16 protein-coding genes are annotated in these 19,544 nt (G+C 63.5%); 12 read left to right on the top strand and 4 right to left on the bottom strand.

What is annotated here, in order from left to right:
• From KGJ62_02980 to KGJ62_02930, 11 genes are all read left to right on the top strand, one after another.
• The coding region (locus tag KGJ62_02980) for an RHS repeat-associated core domain-containing protein (GenBank protein MDE2125531.1) at positions 1-795 on the top strand (795 nt) is incomplete at its 5' end.
• A gap of 74 nt (positions 796-869) precedes the next feature.
• Positions 870-1,223: a hypothetical protein gene (locus tag KGJ62_02975; GenBank protein MDE2125530.1), complete on the top strand. Its 354-nt coding sequence runs from the start codon at positions 870-872 to the stop codon at positions 1,221-1,223.
• A gap of 44 nt (positions 1,224-1,267) precedes the next feature.
• A complete protein-coding gene (locus KGJ62_02970; GenBank protein ID MDE2125529.1) occupies positions 1,268-1,915 on the top strand; it encodes an RHS repeat-associated core domain-containing protein in 648 nt (215 codons plus the stop codon).
• Positions 1,916-2,309: 394 nt separating this feature from the next.
• Positions 2,310-3,035, top strand: coding sequence for a hypothetical protein (locus tag KGJ62_02965; protein MDE2125528.1), 726 nt, complete (start codon positions 2,310-2,312; stop codon positions 3,033-3,035).
• Positions 3,036-3,555: 520 nt separating this feature from the next.
• Positions 3,556-4,065, top strand: a complete 510-nt coding sequence (locus tag KGJ62_02960; protein MDE2125527.1) for an RHS repeat-associated core domain-containing protein — start codon at positions 3,556-3,558, stop codon at positions 4,063-4,065.
• Positions 4,066-4,360: 295 nt separating this feature from the next.
• On the top strand, positions 4,361-4,783 hold the full coding sequence (locus KGJ62_02955) for a hypothetical protein (GenBank protein MDE2125526.1): 423 nt from the start codon (positions 4,361-4,363) through the stop codon (positions 4,781-4,783).
• Positions 4,784-5,043: 260 nt separating this feature from the next.
• Positions 5,044-5,847: a hypothetical protein gene (locus tag KGJ62_02950; GenBank protein ID MDE2125525.1), complete on the top strand. Its 804-nt coding sequence runs from the start codon at positions 5,044-5,046 to the stop codon at positions 5,845-5,847.
• A gap of 958 nt (positions 5,848-6,805) precedes the next feature.
• Positions 6,806-8,122, top strand: coding sequence for a TolC family protein (locus KGJ62_02945; GenBank protein ID MDE2125524.1), 1,317 nt, complete (start codon positions 6,806-6,808; stop codon positions 8,120-8,122).
• Positions 8,123-8,147: 25 nt separating this feature from the next.
• Positions 8,148-9,914 carry an efflux RND transporter periplasmic adaptor subunit gene (locus KGJ62_02940; protein MDE2125523.1) on the top strand — a complete coding sequence of 589 codons (1,767 nt, stop codon included), beginning with the start codon at positions 8,148-8,150 and terminating at the stop codon, positions 9,912-9,914.
• The gene (locus KGJ62_02935) at positions 9,911-13,018 is read left to right on the top strand and encodes an efflux RND transporter permease subunit (protein ID MDE2125522.1); all 3,108 of its coding nucleotides are present in this window, start codon (positions 9,911-9,913) and stop codon (positions 13,016-13,018) included. Before KGJ62_02940 ends, KGJ62_02935 begins: the two co-directional genes overlap by 4 nt.
• 30 nt (positions 13,019-13,048) lie before the next feature.
• The gene (locus KGJ62_02930) at positions 13,049-13,693 is read left to right on the top strand and encodes an ankyrin repeat domain-containing protein (protein ID MDE2125521.1); all 645 of its coding nucleotides are present in this window, start codon (positions 13,049-13,051) and stop codon (positions 13,691-13,693) included.
• A gap of 85 nt (positions 13,694-13,778) precedes the next feature.
• On the opposite strand, the gene KGJ62_02925 is transcribed toward KGJ62_02930, so the two are convergent.
• The gene (locus KGJ62_02925; protein MDE2125520.1) at positions 13,779-15,224 is read right to left on the bottom strand and encodes an amino acid decarboxylase; all 1,446 of its coding nucleotides are present in this window, start codon (positions 15,222-15,224) and stop codon (positions 13,779-13,781) included.
• A gap of 231 nt (positions 15,225-15,455) precedes the next feature.
• On the opposite strand from KGJ62_02925, the gene KGJ62_02920 reads away from it, so the two are divergent.
• Complete coding sequence (locus KGJ62_02920; GenBank protein MDE2125519.1) at positions 15,456-16,049, top strand: aminodeoxychorismate/anthranilate synthase component II; 594 nt, start codon at positions 15,456-15,458, stop codon at positions 16,047-16,049.
• Between the two features lie 33 nt (positions 16,050-16,082).
• Here the strand turns inward: KGJ62_02920 and KGJ62_02915 are convergent, their stop codons facing one another.
• Genes KGJ62_02915 through larE form a run of 3 tightly spaced genes read right to left on the bottom strand, consistent with a single transcriptional unit; the run spans position 16,083 to position 19,494 of the window.
• Positions 16,083-17,777, bottom strand: coding sequence for a hypothetical protein (locus KGJ62_02915; GenBank protein MDE2125518.1), 1,695 nt, complete (start codon positions 17,775-17,777; stop codon positions 16,083-16,085).
• A gap of 14 nt (positions 17,778-17,791) precedes the next feature.
• Positions 17,792-18,598 carry a nickel pincer cofactor biosynthesis protein LarB gene (larB, locus tag KGJ62_02910; GenBank protein ID MDE2125517.1) on the bottom strand — a complete coding sequence of 269 codons (807 nt, stop codon included), beginning with the start codon at positions 18,596-18,598 and terminating at the stop codon, positions 17,792-17,794.
• Between the two features lie 8 nt (positions 18,599-18,606).
• Complete coding sequence (gene larE / locus KGJ62_02905; protein MDE2125516.1) at positions 18,607-19,494, bottom strand: ATP-dependent sacrificial sulfur transferase LarE; 888 nt, start codon at positions 19,492-19,494, stop codon at positions 18,607-18,609.
• Positions 19,495-19,544 lie beyond the last annotated feature (50 nt).

Below are 19,544 nucleotides of genomic sequence, written 5' to 3'. Positions count from 1 at the left end.
ACCACCACCTCCACGCAGTACGCCGGCGGCGCGCCGGTAACGGAAACGCAGGGGAGCACCTTTACTGCCGCGTACACCATAGGTAACGACCTGCTCCGGCGCAACGGCGAGTACCCCGCATTCGATGGCCTCGGCTCTGCCCGCGCCGAAACCAACAGTTCCGGCACAGCCACCGCCACGCAGGATTTCGATGCGTTTGGCAACACGATCGCTAGCAGCGGCTCAACTTCGAGCCCGTACAACTTCGCCGGCGACTGGGCCTACCAGAGCGACGGCGATGCCGGACTGCAGCACGTCGGGGCACGCTACTACGACCCGCAGGTTGGGAGGTTCGCCAGCCGCGACAGCATGCTGGACCAGATACCGTACGCGTATTGTGGTGGCGAACCGAACGATTTCGTGGATCCGAGCGGACGGAAGGCGACTGACTGGACCGCTAATTTTCAGGGCGCGTTTGAAGCCGGCACCACCTTCATCACCGGCGGCTGGGGGGCTTCCGTCGGCGCAACGATCGGAGGGAGGATTTGGTTCCCAGGTCGGCCGTTGTGGAGACCGCTCAATCCCAAGGCCGGCCCAAGACCTCCCGCGGCGGACGACCCGGGTCCCGAAATAGGTGTCGGTACAGAGGTAGGGATCGGGGAGGGCGGAGAGGTTATAGGCGGCGTCGTCGGTGGGGCAGAGGAGGGCGCGGAGGTAGGCGTATTCCTCGGACCGGAGGGCCTCCTAATAGGCGGAGCCATCGGCGCTGGTGTCGGGCTTATCGCGGCGGCCGCCGTCTGGGATTGGACCCATTGACCGGTGCGGAGCCCCGTCGCCGGAGCCGGTTCCCGGCTCCGGCCGCTGGCGCACCGCGCAGCCGTCGAGAACGCTTGCGATCGGCACTAGCCGTCGCATTCTATTGGATGCCGATGGTGGGTGTAATGAGCGGGCTGGACGCGTGGATGCATCGCAGCCAACGTTCATTTGCCGGAGTTGAGGGGAGAATAGGAGTTTTGTGGTTGGTCGGTACACCAATGGCGATTGTCCTGGGTTACGTTTATCATAGGTTTAATCCTGACGTGATGGGGTACTTTGTGCCGCCGATTCGATTACTGGTACGACGCTGGCCCGGTATCCCGGCTTGGAACGCGTTCATCCGCACGCTGATGGTGGGGTGCCTCGTCTTTCACGTCGCCTGCATCGTCTTCTGGCTTATTACCATCGGCGGACTTTTGGTTCGGTGAAGAACGCAGCGCGCTGGCCGGGGTCTGAGCGTCTGAAGGGGCCAGTGACATCCACCCCCGATCTCGGCTCGGGTCGCTCCGCCCGCGTCGAAACCAACAGCTCCGGCACGGCCACGGCGACGCAGGATTATGATGCGTTCGGCAACACCATCGCCAGCAGCGGCTCAACATCGAGTCCGTACAACTTCGCTGGAGATTGGGCCTACCAGAGCGACGGCGACGCGGGGTTACAGCATGTAGGCGCCAGGTATTACGACCCGCAGGTCGGGCGGTTCGCCAGTCGCGACAGCATGCTGGACCAGATACCGTACGCGTATTGCGGTGGCGAACCGAACGGTTTCGTGGATCCGAGCGGACGGTCGGTTCAAGAATGGGAGCCCTTCCTCCAGTGGATCTGGATCGGTCTTTGGGGTGGTCTGGGCAACGTTGCGTTCCCCGGCGTGCCTGGGACCGTCATCGGCGCTGTAGCCGGTCAGGGCTCTTGGCACCTGTGGGTACAGCCTCGGTTCTTTCCTAAGATTCCAGCGCCGCCCGCCATTGAAGGACCGACGCCCGAGCCGGCGATTGAGGGGGCCAGTGGGGGAGACACCGCCGCCTTGGCTGGCGATGCTGCGGAAGTCGCTGCCGGGGCCGCAGAGGCGGCCGAGCTCGAAGAGGCCGGCGAGATAGTCATCGTCGTGATACTGTTGTAATGGCGAGCCCCAAGATCGGCGCCGCTTTAGCAGCTGCTGGGCGGCGCACTGCCCGGCTCGGCCCGCGGCTCGCGACCCCGATACTACTCGCGGTTATCGCTCGTGTCCTTTCTGGGTCTGGCTACCGCCTCGGAGACAGCTTGGGCCCCGCGGCGGCTGGGCTTGCCGCTGGCTGCGGGATCGCGCCGCTTATGTCCTCGGCTATTGATCGGATGCAGGCCGCGCGCGAGCGCTTCCTATTCGGTTTGGTGTCCACCATTCTTACCGTCGCGTTGGTGGTCGGGTATTCCGCCCTGGCAGCCACTGCCCGCGCGAGTCCGGAACGGTGGCTGGATACGACGTTCTTGTTGTGCTTGTGCATTTGGTTGACGGCACCGTCCGTCGAGGCGACCCGGTGAGACCGAGTCCCGGCGACCTCCGACACCAACTCGAGACACGTCGCGCACCCGAAAACGGCACCGCGGTGACCGGATTCGGCTATGACGCTCTCGGCCGCCGTGTGAGCCGTGCCGCTTCGGGCACCACCACCTCCACGCAGTACGCCGGCGGCGCGCCGGTAACCGAAATGCAGGGCAGCACGTTCACGGCAGCTTACACCGTCGGCAACGACCTGCTCCGGCGTAACGGCGAGTATCCCGCATTCGATGGCCTCGGCTCCGCACGCGCCGAAACCAACAGCTCCGGCACAGCCACGGCCACACAGGACTTCGATGCGTTTGGCAACACGATCGCGAGCAGCGGCTCAACTTCGAGCCCATACAACTTCGCCGGCGACTGGGCCTACCAGAGCGACGGCGACGCCGGGCTGCAGCATGTAGGCGCTCGGTATTACGATCCGCAGTTCGGCCGGTTCGCCAGTCGCGACAGCATGCTGGACCAGATTCCGTATGCGTATTGTGGGGGCGAACCGGTGGGCTGGGTGGATCCGAGCGGGCGGTCCGCTCAAAACGCCGAGTGGCTCGCAGAGTTCTTATGGACGACCGGTTGGGCTATTGGGGGCGTCGCCGGATTTGGTGGAGCGGCGGGGGCCGTCATCGGTGGAATAGCCGGTCGGGGCTCGTGGCACATGTGGCTAAAGCCGAAGTTCTTTCCTGATATTCCACCGCCGCCGAGTGTTTAAGCGCCGACGCCCGAGCCGGCGATTGAGGGGGCCGGTGGCGGAGACACTGCCGCCTTAGCTGGAGACGCTGCGGAGGTCGCTGCTGGAGCAGCAGAGGCGGCTGAGTTTGAGGAGGTTGGTGAAATCGTCGTCGTCGTGATACTCCTATAATGGCGCGCCTCGCGGCCAGGGGCGTTCTGGCAGCGGCCGCGCGGCGTACGGCGTGGCTAGGGCCGCGGCTCATCGCCCCACTGGTCCTCGCGGCCATCGCTTTCGTGCTTTCCTCGCGCGGCTACCGTTTCGGAGGCATCCTTGCCCCCGCGGGGCTCGGTCTTGCCGTGGGGTGCTGGGCGGTGCCGCGCATGCGTCCGCACGTAACCCTGCTCGGTATCGCGTCCGTCGCCGTTGTTGTCGTAATTGTGGTCATGTTTTGCTGGGTCGCCGTGGCCCACCAGGGGACGCCGGCGCGCTGGCTAAGCGCCGCGTTCGGCGTGTGCTGGTGCATGTGGTTAACGGAGGATCCGCCTGACGGAGGAACTCAATGAGGCCGTGCGCGTCCAGCCGCGCTGTGCTCACTTTGGCTGTGGATTTGGGCCGGCGCGTGAGCCGTACCGCTTCAGGCACCACCACCTCCACGCAGTACGCCGGCGGCGCGCCGGTAACCGAAATGCAGGGCAGCACGTTCACGGCAGCGTACACCCTTGGTAACGACCTGCTGCGCCGCAACAGGGAATACCCGGCATTCGACGCGCTGGGATCCACCCGCGCCGAAACCAACAGCTCCGGCACAGCCACGGCCACACAGGACTTCGATGCGTTTGGCAACACGATCGCGAGCAGCGGCTCAACTTCCAGCCCATACAACTTCGCCGGCGACTGGGCCTACCAGAGCGACGGCGACGCCGGGCTGCAGCACGTTGGCGCGCGGTATTACGACCCGCAGGTTGGGCGGTTCGCCAGCCGCGACAGCATGCTGGACCAGATTCCGTATGCGTATTGCGCGGGTGAGCCAATGGACGGCGCCGACCCCACCGGGCGACCCCCCGAATGACTCAAATACCTGGTCGATTCCGCCGGCGATGGCATGCGCGAGATTTGGACCGGGCCTGTCCGGTGGATCGGCGTGGTGACCGTGGCGCCCACGGTTGTGGCAGCCGTCGTCGACTGGCAGGGCGCCAACACGGCGATGGAGGGCGTCTGTCGCGGGCAAGATCGTTAGAATGAGTGGACCGCACGTGGCGGGAACCATCCAGATGGCCGCGTCGGCCTCATTATACAGCAGCACAAGGTCGAGGCAGCATGCGGCGTTGCCAGGTTGATCGAGGACACCTTCGGGATACTGTACAATGGCTTCTAACACTTGGCGGCGCTTCATGCGGGCGTATGGAGCCTTCGCCGCCGCAGCGGTCCTGGTCACTGCCGGCTACATCGCAGCATCGATGTTCCTGATGCGCCTACACTGGCAGCGTACTCTCGAAGCGGACAGGGCTGCATGTTATCGAGATCCAACCGACGCCGGACGAATTACGATGGTGGTCGGCGACCTGAGCGTGCTCGGCGAGCATCGCGCGGCCGCTGCGTTCGCGGCGGCGCACCTGAGCGGCGGCCCAGGTGACGATGCGATCAGGCTGGCCATGGCGGACGAGGAGTGGGCCGAAGGCGACCGTGCCGCCGCACATGCTCAACGCGTGGTTGTTGCAAGAAGCAAATCTTACTGGTTCGCAGCGGAGGCACGTTACGATTTGGCGCACCCAGATTCCGGGCGATGACTGTCAGGGCAAGGGAAGCCGCCTGACGTCGGAAACGCGGACCGGCTCGAACCCGTACTCGATTTCGTACACCCAGGATTTGGTAGGAAACCGCACCGGAGAGTACCTATACGGATAACAACCACGCGCCGCTAGAGCGCCACCGCGCCAGGTCGTGGAGCGCGTGCGTCGTTCGCAGACCACGGCGGCTTAGGGCGCAATGGCTCCTCGCCACGGCGCTGGCAGCGGCCGGCGGCTGCGCGAACTATTCGTCGAACGGCATGATGCGCGTCGCTGTGCCGCATCTGCGGGCGACGGTCCCCTATGCGATTCGCGGTGAAGATGGACTTGTAGCCATCAATGTACGAATCGCGGGCCGGCGCTGCTGGCTGGCCATCGAACCCTCCGAAGAAGCGACGTATATAACCAGCGCAGCGGCGCGCCGTCTCAACCTGCGCGTTCAGGCGGATCCGCAATTTGTGCGGTACGGCTGGGCCGGGAGGTGCGCTGCAAAGTTGTCAATCGGCGGGCTCCGCGTACCATGGGGCCGGCTGCCCGTCACGGGGCACGCCGCGTGGCCAAACGGATGCGATGGGGCGATCGGCTGGGATTTGCTTTCGCAGGTCATCCTGTCGGTTGACTACCAACGCCAGAACGTTACCATATGGGGCGGCAATCGACCGCTGCGGGCGTTCCTTCTTCATGGAGGCTATCGCGTACGCGACTCGGTTCCGATCCGTACCGGTTACGGCGGTGGATGCTCCTATCCGGCCACGGTCGATGACAAGCCGGCGAGCTTTTCCTTGACGTTCGGCGGTACCCACATGGTGGTGCCGCGCAGGGGGCTTGCCGGAGCAACGCCGAGACGGATGGTACGTGTGGGCGAAGTGCACGTCGACAACTTCCACTGGGTCGACCTGTTGGCAATCATGGCAGGTCCGGACGGCAAGGATCCAGCAGCGCAGATCGACGCGCCGTTCTGGCGCTCCGTGCCCGTTCTCATTCTTGACGGTCCGGCACGCAGGCTCTATCTGGCGAATGAGCTGACATCTGCGCCGCCACCGGGCCGGCACAGCCCCTTCTGAGCAATGAATGAGGCTGTGTGGCCCAAGCGTCCGTTCGCGCGCACAGACGCGCCGGCGGCCCTATTGGACAGTAGGTAGCCCGAAGCATTGGTCCGCCCTGGCCGTCGGGCATCTGCGGCGCATCATCGGCCACACAAACTGCCCCAGTCGTCTCCGGGTCCCCGTGTGGAGTTAGCGCCTCTGCCGCTCGTTTCGAAAACCCGCGGATAACTCGCGCCCTCGGTCCGGTTTCAGATGAGGCGGCGCGCAAGGAGGAGGAGTGCCTGCGCATCGTGTATAATCCTGCCAGACGCCGCCGGCAGATTCAATCCGCGCGGCTCTGCGGCGAGGCTTATGCACAATCTGCGGCGAAAGCGGACGGCCGGCGCGTTTGTAGCGGTTCTTTACCTGCTGTTAAGCACGGTTGGAGCCGCCATGCACACGCACGGTGACTTCGCGCGCAAAACCCCACCGCCGCCTCGCCACGGTTCAGCCGCTGTCGGGTCGCCCATTGAGGCGCCAATCGGACCGTGCCCTTATTGCGAGTGGCAAGCCAGCGCCGTATCACCGGCAATGGCTCCCGCCCGTTTCCACGTAGTTCCACCGGCGGCAAACAGTGCCGCAGCCGGCGCCGTGAGCTTGACATCCCGGCGTCTTTCCCCGGCCGCTTCGCGCGGTCCTCCAGCCGCCTGACGGAATCGCTTCGGCCCCGGCACAGGTTTGGACGCAGGCTGCGTTCAAGCGAGCGTGCCGACCGGCCTTTCGTGTGACTCCTGTTGCGGGGCGCGGTGCCGAAACCCGGCATGTTCGCGCAAATCCACCGTTCCAAAGAATCTGTTAAGTTTGCCCGCACCTTCCCGTGCGACTGCTATCCTAACCGCGATTGCGCGATAAGCGTCACGAATCGGCAGCGGCCTAACAGCCGCACCAAATCGTGACGTCGTGATTGAGAGGGCAGACCCATAAGGAGCGGATCACCATGAAGAATCTGGCTAACTCTGTGTGTGTGGCACTAGCACTGGCGTTTGCGCCGTTGGCCGGCGCACAAACCGTGCCTCCAGCCGGGGCGACCGCGGCTGCGATGCCGAGCCGGCTGACGGAGGCCGACGCCGAGCGCATCGGCCTGGCGGCAAACCCGGCCTCGGCAGCGGCTCTCGCCGGTGTGAACGCCGCACACGATACGTGGCAATCTTTGGCAGCTATTCCCAACCCGAACCTGTCACTGAGCTACGCCACCGGCACCAGCACGTCGCCAACCATCAGCGGCGCCTCTACCGACACCTTCTTCAATGTCGGCGAGAGCCTGGATACAAGCGGCCAGCACCGGTATCAGGCCGCCGGCGCCCACGCTGCGTTCTATAGCACGCGGTACCAGTATCAGGAGACCATTCTGGGCCTGCGCCAGCAGATCCGCGATGCCTACTGGGCGTACGTGGCTGCAAAGGGACAGACGCAGATCTCCATGGAGACCCTTGGCGACGTGCAGAAGACCTTCGATCTGACCAAGGTTCAGCTGCAGGCTGGAGCATCGCCGAAGATCGACGTGGTGCGCGCCGGCATTGATGTAGCCAACGCACAGCAGGCGGTGCTTCAGGCGCAGGGCGCGGAGAAGTCTGCGCTGGCGGCGCTGAACACCATTCTGGCGCGGCCGCCGATGGCGCCGGTTATGCCGGCCGACAGCCTTGTGGAAACCGCGCAAACGCCGGACTTGCTGCCGGGCTTGCCGGGGCTGCCTGAGCTCACCCGCCTCGCCTTGCAGAACCGGCCGGCCATCCAGTCGGCCGACCAGGCCGTACGGGTTGCACGGTACGGCGTTGATCAGGCCAGAGCGTCGCAGTATCCCGATACCAGCGTGAACTACAGCCGCTCCCTCGATCAGGGCCAGGATACGGTGATGCTTGCCGTGAGCCTGCCGCTCTTTGATCTCGGCAGCATCCATCACAGCATCCGCTCTGCCGAGGCATCCCAGCGTCAGGCGGGCGCACTGGAAACGCAACTCCGGCAGCAGGTAGCGCAGCAGGTAGCGCAGGCGTATACCGATTTCGTTACCGCACGCCGGCAGTCGCTCAGTTACCAGGCCGACATTCTCAATCCGTCTGAAACGCTGCTGGGTATGGCGGAAACCGGTTACAAGCAGGGCGCTACCGGCATTTTGCCGGTGATAGACGCCCAGAACACCCTTCGCAACGCCCGCAACGGATTCGTTACCAACCTTCTCGCGCTGTACAAGGCGCGTGACGAGATTCTGGCTGCAACCGGTAAGCTGCGCTTCGGCGCAGCGCCGCCGCCGCGGTAAGCCACCGCGGCCTCGGGAGATTTCGATGGTCAATCAGGCTCGCAATCACAACTCGCAATCACTCAGGAAATCCGCCTTCGCAGTTCTGGTTACGCTGCTCGCCGCACCGGCGCTCAGCGGCTGCCATCGAAATGCAGCGCCGCCGGCGTCCGGAAACGGCGATTCTGGAGCGACGCTCGTGGCGTTCAAAACCGGTACGGCGCTCAAGCTCGACGCCAATGCAATGCACCTGGCCGGCATCAGCACGGCGGTGGCCGGCCTCAATCCGTTGGCAGCAACCATCCGCCCTACGGGCCAGATTACAGCCACCGATACCGGGTCCGTTCAGGTGCTTTCCCGGCTGCCCGGGCGCATCAACGCGGTGCTGGTGAAGAAGGGCGACCACGTCCGCGTCGGCCAGGTGCTCTGCACGGTCGATTCCGTGGACCTTGCCAATGCTGAGGCTGCGTATCAGCAGGCGCTCAGCCACGAGCATCTCACGGCAGACCAATTGCAGCAGCAGCGCAAGCTGGCGGCCTATGGAATGCTGAGCGAGCAGAGCGTCGAGGATGCTCAGCGCGCGCAGGCCGCCGCACAGGCAGCGGTAAAAGGCGATCAGGCTCAACTTGCGCTCGACGGCCTTACGCTGAATAACACCCAAAAGCTGGTGTCGTTGGGCGAGATTACGCAGAAGCCTCTGGAGGATGCCCAGAATGCCTACGCACAGGCACACGCCGCACTCCAACAGGCCCTTGTTGCCCTCAACAGCGCCCATCAGAATCTGGATCGCACGAAGACCCTCTACAGGGCGGGCGTCTTCTCGCTCCAGAACCTCGAGGATGCCCAAACGGCTTACAATACGGCTCTCTCAGCCCGCAACCAGGATCAGGTGCAGGATACGCTGGCCAATCAGGAGCTTGCCCGACAGAAAAGCATCCAGCGCGCCAATCTCAACGGGACGGCGTCGCTGCAAGCTGCAGAGTCCAAACTCCAGCAAGACCGACATCAGTATCAGAGCGACTTGATCACGCTGGGCGCCACGCGGAAGGAGCTGGCTCGAGCGCAGCTGGTGCACAAATCCGGCATACCGGTCTCCCAGGCGCTTCAGACGGCTGAAGACAGCGACGCCGAGGCGCAGTTGGCCGTTCAGGGCGCGGCGCAGACGCTTCGCCTCTACGGCATTCAACCGGGCCAGGCAATGATGCAGTTGGCGGCTGGCCATGTGGTTGTGCCCGTGGTATCGCCCATGGAGGGCATCCTCACCGAACCGAATATGGTGGTTGGCCAGCTCACCGATACATCAACACCGCTTGCCAGGGTTGTGAATCTGGCGCGAGTTTATGTCAACGCCCAGGTTTACGAGCACGATCTTCCATCGATCGCAACCGGAGACCCCATAACGGCCACCGTGACGGCGCTGCCGAACAGCACCTTTACCGGCGTCGTGAAGTATGTGGGGAACTCGGTAGACCCGAACACGCGAACCGCCGGCGTGGTCACCGAGATCAGCAATCCCGACTGGCTTTTACGTCCGGGCATGTTTGCTACCGTCAGTATCCATCCGAGATCGGCCAGCCGCCGGCTCGCGATTCCGGCCGACGCTGTGCTGCTGGAGGGTGAACAGACAGTTGTTTTTGTGGAGGTTGCGGCGGATACCTTTGTGAAGCGGGCGGTGCGCGTTGGAGCATCGGTGAGCGGTGACGTGCCCGTATACAGCGGCATCTCGCCCGGCGACCGCGTGGTTACCTCCGGCAACGTGCTGCTTGAAAATGAACAGCAGGAGTTGGCAACGGAGAAGGGATCGGCGGCATGATCGACCGACTACTGGCCGGCATGCTTCGCCAGAAGTTCCTGGCGATTGCGATCGCAGTACTCCTTATCGCCGGCGGCATCGTCGCCCTGCGCAGCTTGAACGTGGATGCGTTTCCCGACATCACGCCTGTCCGCGTGGAGGTGGATACGGATGCGCCCGGAATGGCCAGCGAGGAGGTTGAGAAGCTGGTAACCCACCCACTGGAGGTGGCGCTGGAAGGCATTCCCGACGCACAGAAGATCAGTTCGCTTTCAAAGTTCGGCATCTCGGTCGTCACGGTCTACTTCAACGACAATACCGATGTCTACTGGGCGCGCGATCAGGTCTTTCAACAGATCCAGGGCATCGGTATGCCACCCGGGATCGTGCCCACGATGGGCCCGAACGACACCGGCACAGGGCAGATCTTCATCTACGCCCTCAAGAGTCCGCAGCGAACTGCCATGCAGCTCCGTACGATGCAGGACTGGATCGTCACACCGGCCCTGAAGACCGTGCCCGGTGTGGCCGACAACCTGTCGTTTGGCGGCTATCTCAAGCAGTATCAGGTGCTTCTGGATCCCGGCAAGCTGCGCGCCTACGGCGTGAGTGTGGATGATGTGATGAATGCCATCCAGAAGAATGACCAGAATGCCGGCGGCAACTTCGTCAGTCACGGAGGCCTCCAGTATATCGTTCGCGGCGTGGGGCTCGTCTCCAACATCCGGGATATTGGCGATATCGTCCTCACCTCCCGGAACGGTGTACCGGTCTTCATCAAGAATGTGGCCAATGTGGAGCTTGGCCACGAGGTACGCCAGGGCGCGGTAACCGAAGACGGAAAGGGAGAAGTGGTCTCCGGTATCACGATCCTGCGCCTCGGTTCCAATACAGCGGCGGTCATTGCCCGGGTGAAGGCGCGTCTCAAACAGCTGCAGAAACAGCTGCCGCCGGACGTGCGGATCGTGCCGCTCTACGACCAGTCCATCCTCATCAACCACAGTATCGCCACGGTTCGCGACGCCCTCATCATGGGCGAAATCCTGGTGATACTCATCCTGTTCGTGCTGCTGAGCAACTTCCGGGCGGCGCTGGTTGCGGCGCTTGCCGTGCCCATGTGCCTGTTGGTGGCGTTTCTGCTGATGTGGCGGGATGGTATTTCGGCAAACCTGCTCTCGCTGGGTGGACTGGCGATCAGCATCGGAATGATGATCGACGCCAGCATTGTGATCACCGAGAATATCTATCGCAATGTAACGGAAGGCCGACACCCCGACGAAGACGTCGATGCTGCCGTTCTGCGCGGAGCGCAGGAAATCGGGCGTCCCGTCTTCTTCGCAATTCTCATCGTTATAGCGGCATTCATGCCGCTCATGGCCCTCAACGGAATCGAGGGACGCCTCTTCATTCCGCTTGCGCTCTCCATCGTCTTCTCGATGATCGGAAGCGTCTTGATGGCGTTTTTGATCGCGCCGGCGCTCTGTGCGATGCTGCTGCGGTCCGGTACGTCGGAGCGGCCGAACCGGCTGGTTGCATGGTCGCGTGAACGGTACCGCCAGCCACTGCGCACCTCCATCGCCCACCCATGGCGCGTCACCATCGTCTGGCTTTTTGTTACCGTAATGAGCGTGTGGCTTTTCAGCATGACCGGTTCCGAGTTCCTCCCAACGCTGGACGAGAACAATTTCCGCGTCCGCTGTACGCTGCCAACCAGCATATCTCTGGCAGCAGCCGATCGTATCGCAAACCGGCTCGAGAGCCTGTTCATCACCAATCCAAACGTGCTGCACGCTATCGGCTACTGCGGTCGCGCGACGCTGGGCGGTGATCCGGAGTCGGTGAGCAATGTGGAAATCTCGCTGCCACTGAAAGACCCTCGCCAGTGGGTTGGAGCCAGCAGCAAAGCCCAGCTCGAATCCCAGCTGCGCAACCTGGTCAAGGACTTCCCGGGCGTCGATTTCCAGTTCTCTCAGGAGCTGGAAATGCGAAACGACGAGTTGATCTCCGGCTTCAACACTCCGATCACCATCAACGTATTGGGCCACGACACGGCGGTCATGCTGCAGAAGGCCCAGCAAATCGCCACGATTCTGCAGAAGACTCCGGGCGCTGCCGACGTGGGAATCGAGCAGACCGGCGGTATCGACAACGTGGACATCGTTCCGAACCGCGTGGCTATGGCACGGTACGGCATCAACATCTCGGACGTCATGGATGTGGTTCAATCTGCGATCGGTGGCGCCCAGGCCGCCACCTTTTACAACGGAGAGCAGCAGTTTGCGATCCAGGTGCGGCTGCAGCAGCAGTTCAGAAACAGCGTAGACGCTATCCGGAATCTCACGGTCGCCACTGCAAACGGCCAGAACGTGCCGCTGGTCGACGTGGCCAGCATCCAGTTGAAGCAGGGTATGGCGCGCATCGACCGCCTGAATGCACAGCGGCAGGTGATCGTTCTCGCCGACGTCCAGGGCCGATCCGTGGGCAGCGTGGTCGCAGACGCTAAAGCGGCAATCGCCAGACAGGTGACGATCCCACCAGGAATAACGCTGCAGTATGGCGGAGCCATCGAGGAGCTGCAGCACGCTCTCGCCACGCTGGAGTGGGCGATTCCGGGCTCACTGCTGTTGATCTTCATCCTGGTCTACGCCTGCTTTGGCTCGATGCGAGATTCGCTCGTCGTGCTGACAACGATTCCGCTCGCCATCATCGGCGGCACCGTGCTTCTGCTTTTGATGGGACTGCCGATATCGGTTCCGGCGATCATCGGCTATATCGCAAACTTCGGCACCACCGTCCAAAACGGGACCATCATGGTTTCGTTTATCAATCGATGGCGGAAGGAGGGATACTCCGCGCGCGATGCGGCCGTTAACGGCGCCGTTGAGCGCCTGCGCCCCGAGCTGCTGAGCGCCCTGATCGGGGTGCTCGCGCTGATACCATTCCTGCTCACATCCGGAATCGGAGCCACGGTTGAGAGGCCGCTTGCGGCTGTGGTTGTCGGCGGTATCGCGCTTTCACGGCCAATCGCATGGTTCCTGCTGCCCACGCTGTATGTCTGGTTCGACCGCGAGAAGGATCACGGACTCGCCCGAAATGCGGCCCCGGTGGGCGACCCGGCAGTGTAACGGATCCGTTCGGCCGGTAACGAGCCCTGGTTGGGTAGAGTCATGGTTATGGCGCCGGAAGAACTACCACTCAGACGGCTTGTAGATGCGATTGTGGCGGATGACGAACCGGAGTTCACCGCGCTGATTCACGCGTCGCCGAACGCTGCCACCGCCGCCTTCTTTCTCGGGGCAACACGCCAGGAACCGGGCGCCAACCACCTGTTCCTCAAAGAGATTGGGTACGTGATCTACGCGGGCGATACCGCGCTGCATATCGCCGCAGCCTCGTATCGATGCAGGATGGCGGAGGCGTTGGTCCGCGCCGGGGCCAATGTAAGAGCGCGGAACCGGCGTGGCAGCGAGCCGCTGCATGCCGCCGCCGTTGGTTCGCCAGGCTCACACCGGTGGGATCCTGCAGGGCAAGTTGCCACCATTGAGTGGCTGGTAGAGCATGGAGCAGATCCGAACGCCCAGAATATGGATGGCGCCACGCCACTGCACCGCGCCGTTCGAACACGCTGCGCAGAAGCGGTGCGCGCCCTCATGAAACTTGGGGCAAACCCGGCAATCTGCAACAAAAGCGGCTCCACGCCCTTGAAGCTGGCATTGCACAATACGGGTCGACCAGGGTCCGGCTCGCCCGAAGCGAAGGCGCAGCAGCAAGAGATTCTGCGGCTGCTGAACGCCGGTTAGAGCCGGGCGTCAACACGGCTGCGCGAAGTTGGCGACAACCGGTTCACGCTTCGCGATCTTACAGAGGTACTTCAGCGCTAAAGGATCATCCGGCCGCTGCGCTTTGCAGAAGCTCCCACACGCGCATCACGTGGCGGCGCTCTGTACGGAGGTTTCCTATCGCCAGGCGCAGCGTAAGTCGGCCATTGAGCCGGGTTGAAGAGAGAAACGCCTCGCCCGACTGATTGACCCGCGCGAGTATGGCTTCGTTGATCGCGTCACTCTCGTCGCCCGTCGAGTCACGGGCAGGCCTGGCGCGGAAACAGACCACGCTCAACCGTGGCGGAGCCGTCAACTCAAACCGTTCCGAACCGCGTATCTGGTCTGCAAATTCCGCGGCAAGAGCGATGTGGCTCCGGATGTTGGCTCGCAGCCCTTCGGCGCCAAATGCGCGCAGCACCATCCACAGCTTCAAGGCGCGAAAACGGCGGCCCAATTGAACACCCCAATCCATATAGTTTGTGACATCTGTCTCCGACTTCAGATACTCGGGGACCAGGCTGAAGGTGCTGATGAAGTCTTGCGGGTTGCGCACAAACAGCACGGAGCAGTCCACCGGTGTGAAAAGCCACTTATGCGGGTTCACCACCAGAGAGTCCGCGCGGTCGCAGCCATCCAGCACCCAGCGGAACTCCGGCACCACCGCCGCTGATGCTCCGTATGCGCCATCCACGTGCAGCCAGAGGCTGCTGTCGGCGCACACGTCCGCAATCTCCCGTACCGGATCGATGGAGCCCGTTGAGGTGGTGCCGGTTGTGGCTGCAACGCAAAACGGCAGCCAACCGGCAGCACGATCCTCCGCCACGGCGGCCGCAAGCGCGGCAGGCTTCATCCGGAAAGCGCTGTCGACCGGGATTTTCCGCACCGACTTGAGCCCGATTCCCACCATGATGGCAGCCTTGTCGATGGAGGAATGGGCCTGCTCCGACGTGTAGAGGCGCAGTCGCGGAACTTCGGGCCGGCCGGCCAGCCCTTCCTCCCGCGCGTTGAGGCCCAGCCGCTCGCGAGCGGCGGTTATCGCCAGCAGAGACGACACCGATGCCGTGTCGGTAATTACGCCCCGGTACTGATCCTGCAGCCCGATCAACTGGCGCAGCCAGTCCAGCGTCACCTCTTCCAGCTCGGTGGCAGCCGGCGACGTCCGCCAGAGCATCGCATTCACGTTGAGCGCGGCTGCCAGCATCTCACCGACTATCCCAGGCGCCGAACCGCTGATTGCGAAATATGCCATGAAGCCGGGTGCATTCCAATGCGTAATCCCGGGCATCACAATCCGATGGAAATCGGCCAGTATCGCCTCAAGCGGCTGCCCTCTCTCCGGCGCGCTTTGCGGCAGTTGCGCGGCAATCTCGCCCGGCGTCACGCTGGAGAGCACGGGCCATGCCTCGGCGCCCGCCAGGTAATCGGCTATCCAGTCAACTGTGCGGTGCGCGGCCGCCCGAAACGCTTCAGGCGGCAAGTCACCCACGGACACCTCTTCATCTTCCGGCATAGCCTCTCTCTCCACCACTGACGTTCGTCCGGCGGCGCGGTTTGTGGCGTTCGCGCAGCAAAACCCGTTTGAGGTGAGCGCCGCGCCGAGAGGTATAGTTTACGACATGCAGGTCCCGCCTCACAGGCACTTTACCTGCCGGTGATGGCCCGCAATGAACGTTGGATTCGACCAGGAACCCACCGTTGTGGGCATGGGAACCCTGGGTTCCGGCAATCTGCAAACCAGACGATGATCCTGCTGATCGACAACTACGACAGCTTTACGTATAACCTGGCGCAATACCTCGGTGAGTTGGGCTCGCCACCACGCGTTATTCGTAACGACCGCATAACGCTGGACGAAGTCGCAGAATTGGCTCCAGATCGTGTGGTGCTCTCCCCCGGCCCCTGCACCCCCAATGAGGCCGGTATCTGCGTGCCCCTGCTGCAGCGTTTTGCCAACACCTTCCCGATCCTGGGCGTCTGCCTCGGCCATCAGGCGATCGGACAGGCGTTCGGCGGCCGCGTGATCCGCAATGAGCGCGTGATGCACGGCAAAACCTCGAAGATCTGCCATTTCGATACGGGCGTATTCGCCGGCCTGCCCAACCCGTTCGTCGCTACCCGGTACCACTCGTTGGTTGTAGAGCGGGCAACCCTGCCCTCCTGCCTGGAGGTTACCGCTGAGACTGAGGCCGGTGAAATCATGGGTATCCGCCACACGAGATTTGCCGTTGAAGGCGTGCAGTTTCATCCCGAATCGGTTCTCACAACGTGCGGAAAGCAGCTGATGGCCAACTTCCTGGGCGTCACCGCGCCACCGACAGCCCAGCCTTCGCGGTAATGCAGCAGACTGCAGACGATCGACCGCGAGGAGTCATGAGCGTTGGGGTGGCAATCGCAGCCGGGAGCTCGTGCTTACCTCGGGGCCTGAGCCGTGGCCGCCTTTGGCGCGCGGCACCCGGTTGGGTATCAGCAGCCAGCCCGGCCGCCCGCGGCCCGGCGTCAAGTAGCCGGTAAGGCACCAGCCGGTGGTGATGTCGAGCGACTGCACCACGCTGTAGTTGGCTGCGAGCTCCGGCGGCAGGCCGGTGCTCTTCGGGTAGGCGTCCGTGATCACAACATCGTAACGGCCATCCCGGATGGCCTGTCGGGTCGAGCGGATTTCGCCGGTATCGGCCGCGTTCACATCATGCAGCGCCATGAACTGGAAATGCGCCGGCGTTGAGAAACCGCCGTGATCCAGCACCAGCACCGCGCCGCGCTGTTCAAGCCGCCGCACGGTGGCGGCAAACCGGATCCCCGCGGCGAAGTTCGCCGGCGTGGGCAGCTGCGCCGTCGGCCGATAGGTTAACGCAAGCATCTGCAGCAGCAGAGGCGCTGCCGACGCCACCAGCCATTTGGCATCCACTGCGATCAGCCTTGACGCCACCGCGCATGCCAGCACAGGAGTCCAGACCCAGGCCGTGATCAGCACATTATCGTAACCGCCAAAATGAGCGCGGCTGATGCCACTCTGGATGGCGGCGGAAAGCGCCGCGGCTGCCGCCAGCGCCAGGGATTGCCCCGACTTCGCTTCGCCGGCGCCTCTGTGCAGCACGGTCAGACCAACGAGTATCAGCGCCAGCAAAGGCGCAAACATCGGTACGTCGCGAAACAGAAACAGTCGCGCCAAAGACGGCTGAGTGCCATTGGCCAACGGCACGTGGACGGCGTAGTACCAGAGCCAGCCGTGTGATGCCCGGTTCATCAGCCAGAGTGGTACGCCGGATAGGAGCACACTTGCCGCGCTAAACAGCGCGGCGAGGCGCCGCTTGCCTCGCCAGAGCAGCGCCAGCGCGCAGGCTATGACGAACAATGAAGCCTGCTGTTTGGTAAGGAATGCCAGCGCAAATGCGGCCGCACTCAGCACTGCATACGTGGTGGACCTTCGCCGCGTGTCGGCGGTCATCGCGAGCTGCAGCCACACGCAGCCAAGCAGAGACAGCGCAATGTAGAGCATATCCAGGCGCTCTGTGTCGTACCAGGCGCCCGTGATGCGGTACGCCGCCATAAAGATGCCGACGGCCCCAGCCGGCGCCGCCCAGTCGGTAAACCGGAGCCGCCCCGGTGTTCGCGGATTGAGCATCCGCACCCAAACGACCATCAGTACGGCGGATGCTGCAGTGGAAACGCTTGAAATGAGACGCATCCCGGTAAATGCCGTCAGGTGCGTCAGCCGGATCAGCAGCGCGGAAGCCCAGAAGTAGAGCGGCATGTATTCGTAGGGAAACCACCCCGGGTTCGGCGCCACGTAGATCGGCTGGCCATGCAGCGCACGCTCCACCGTGTCTTTCATGGCGCCGCCGCACCACTCCATCTCAAACGGGTAGCTGAGCCTGGCTGCAGCCAGCGCCAGCCAGACGACGGTCCAGAAAACTGCGACGAGGATTATAGTGACTGCGGCCGCATACAACCATCTCCGATGAACGGCACGGTCGCGCGATCCCGTACGCCATAGCGCCAACCCCGATATCGCGCCGAATAGCAGCGCTGCGGCGATGCGCACGAGAACACCCTGATTCTCAGGCATCAACGGCATCGAGACTAACCGTCAACCGGCGGACTTTGGACCGCGACCTCCGGCAATGCCTCCGCCGCAGTGCGCAGTATCCGGACTGCCAGACATCCGGCTCCGAAGCCGTTATCGATGTTTACAACCGCGACTCCGGCGGCGCACGAGTTCAGCATCGAAAGCAGCGCCGCAACGCCGCCGAAGCTCGCGCCGTAGCCGACGCTTGTGGGTACGGCCACGACGGGGCACGCGGCAAGTCCGCCGATCACCGAGGCCAGCGCCCCATCCATGCCGGCGACCACCACAATCACCGAGGCCGCGAAGATCTGGTCCACGTGCTCAAACAGGCGGTGGATACCGGCAACGCCGACGTCATACAGCCGCTGCACACGCGCGCCCATCGTCTCGGCCGTAACGGCAGCCTCCTCGGCTACCGGTTCGTCCGATGTGCCGGCTGAGACGACCAGCACGCTGCCATTGCTGCCGTTCCGGGAAGCTCCGGCCCGCTGGCTCAACACGAGTATGCGTGCTGAAGGATGCCAGCGGCAGTCCGCAAACTCCTGCTGAACCAGAGCGGCGGTCTCCGACGAGACTCGCGTGGCCATCACGGTCTCAGCGTCACGGGCGAGTACACGCAGGATGGCGCATACCTGTTCCGGGGTTTTCGATTCGCAGTAGACGACCTCGGGAAAGCCGGTGCGCAGGGCGCGGTGCGAATCCGGACGCGCGAAGCCGATATCCTCAAACGGAAGCGCGCGCAGCCGATCGAGGGCGGCATCCGGCGCAAGTTCACCGGAGCGCACAGCCTCCAGCAGCTCGCGAATACGCTGTTGGTCCACCTTCGCAGCTACCCGTGCTCGCCTGCAGCACGAGTGGGCGGCTTGCTCAAGAGCGTCAGCGTATCGTTCATTTTGCCGCTCCGGTATCCTTCCAGGTCTAGAGAGACATAGGTGTAACCACAGCGGCGAAACCCCGCAACAATGGTCGCCCGCAGGTCTACGGCGCGCGGAATATCGCCGGGTTCCAACTCAATCCGGGCCACAGTATCGTGATGCCGCACGCGAAACTGGCGAAATCCCAACTCGCGGAGTAGCTGCTCACAGGCATCAAGACGAGCAAGCAGTTCCGCCGTGATGGTGGTGCCGTACGGAAATCGCGAGGAGAGGCAGGCAAACGATGGCTTGTCCCAGTTCCGGAGGCCAAGCGCCCGTGCCAAATCACGGATATTGGCCTTGGTAAAGCCGGCCTCTCGCAGCGGACTGCGGACCTGGAGCTCGGCGCCGGCTTCCAATCCTGGCCGGTGATCGCCCGCCAGCCCATCCTCCGCGTGGCTGCCGTCGGCTGCCGCGTTCAGGCCGAGATCCGCAGCCACGCGCTTCAGTTCACCGAAGAGTTCGGTTTTGCAGTGGTAGCACCGGTCTGGGCGATTGACCGCAAAATGCGGATTCGCCAGTTCATGCGTCCGCACCCGCACCACCTCGGCGCCCATCTCGCCGGCCAGGCGCACGGCTTCTTCCACCTCGCCGGCAGGAAACGCCTCCGACTCGCCGACTACGGCAACCACGCGTACCCCGGGTTCGTCCTGGGCAACCCGCAGCAGGAGTGTGCTATCTACGCCACCACTGAGCCCGACCGCAACGCTGCCGATCTCCCGGAGCAGGTGGCGCAGGCGCCCGTAGCGCGACTCGAGTTCGGCCGGCAGAACGCATTCGGTGGAATCGTAAGGAGAAGACATCGGCAGACCTCAGCGGCCGGTGCAGATCACCTACATCGGCCACTGAGGTC

The sequence above is a fragment of the Armatimonadota bacterium genome (assembly GCA_028871815.1).
Taxonomy (GTDB): Bacteria; Armatimonadota; Chthonomonadetes; order Chthonomonadales; family Chthonomonadaceae; genus REEB205.
This window is presented reverse-complemented; position numbering and strand designations above follow the sequence as displayed.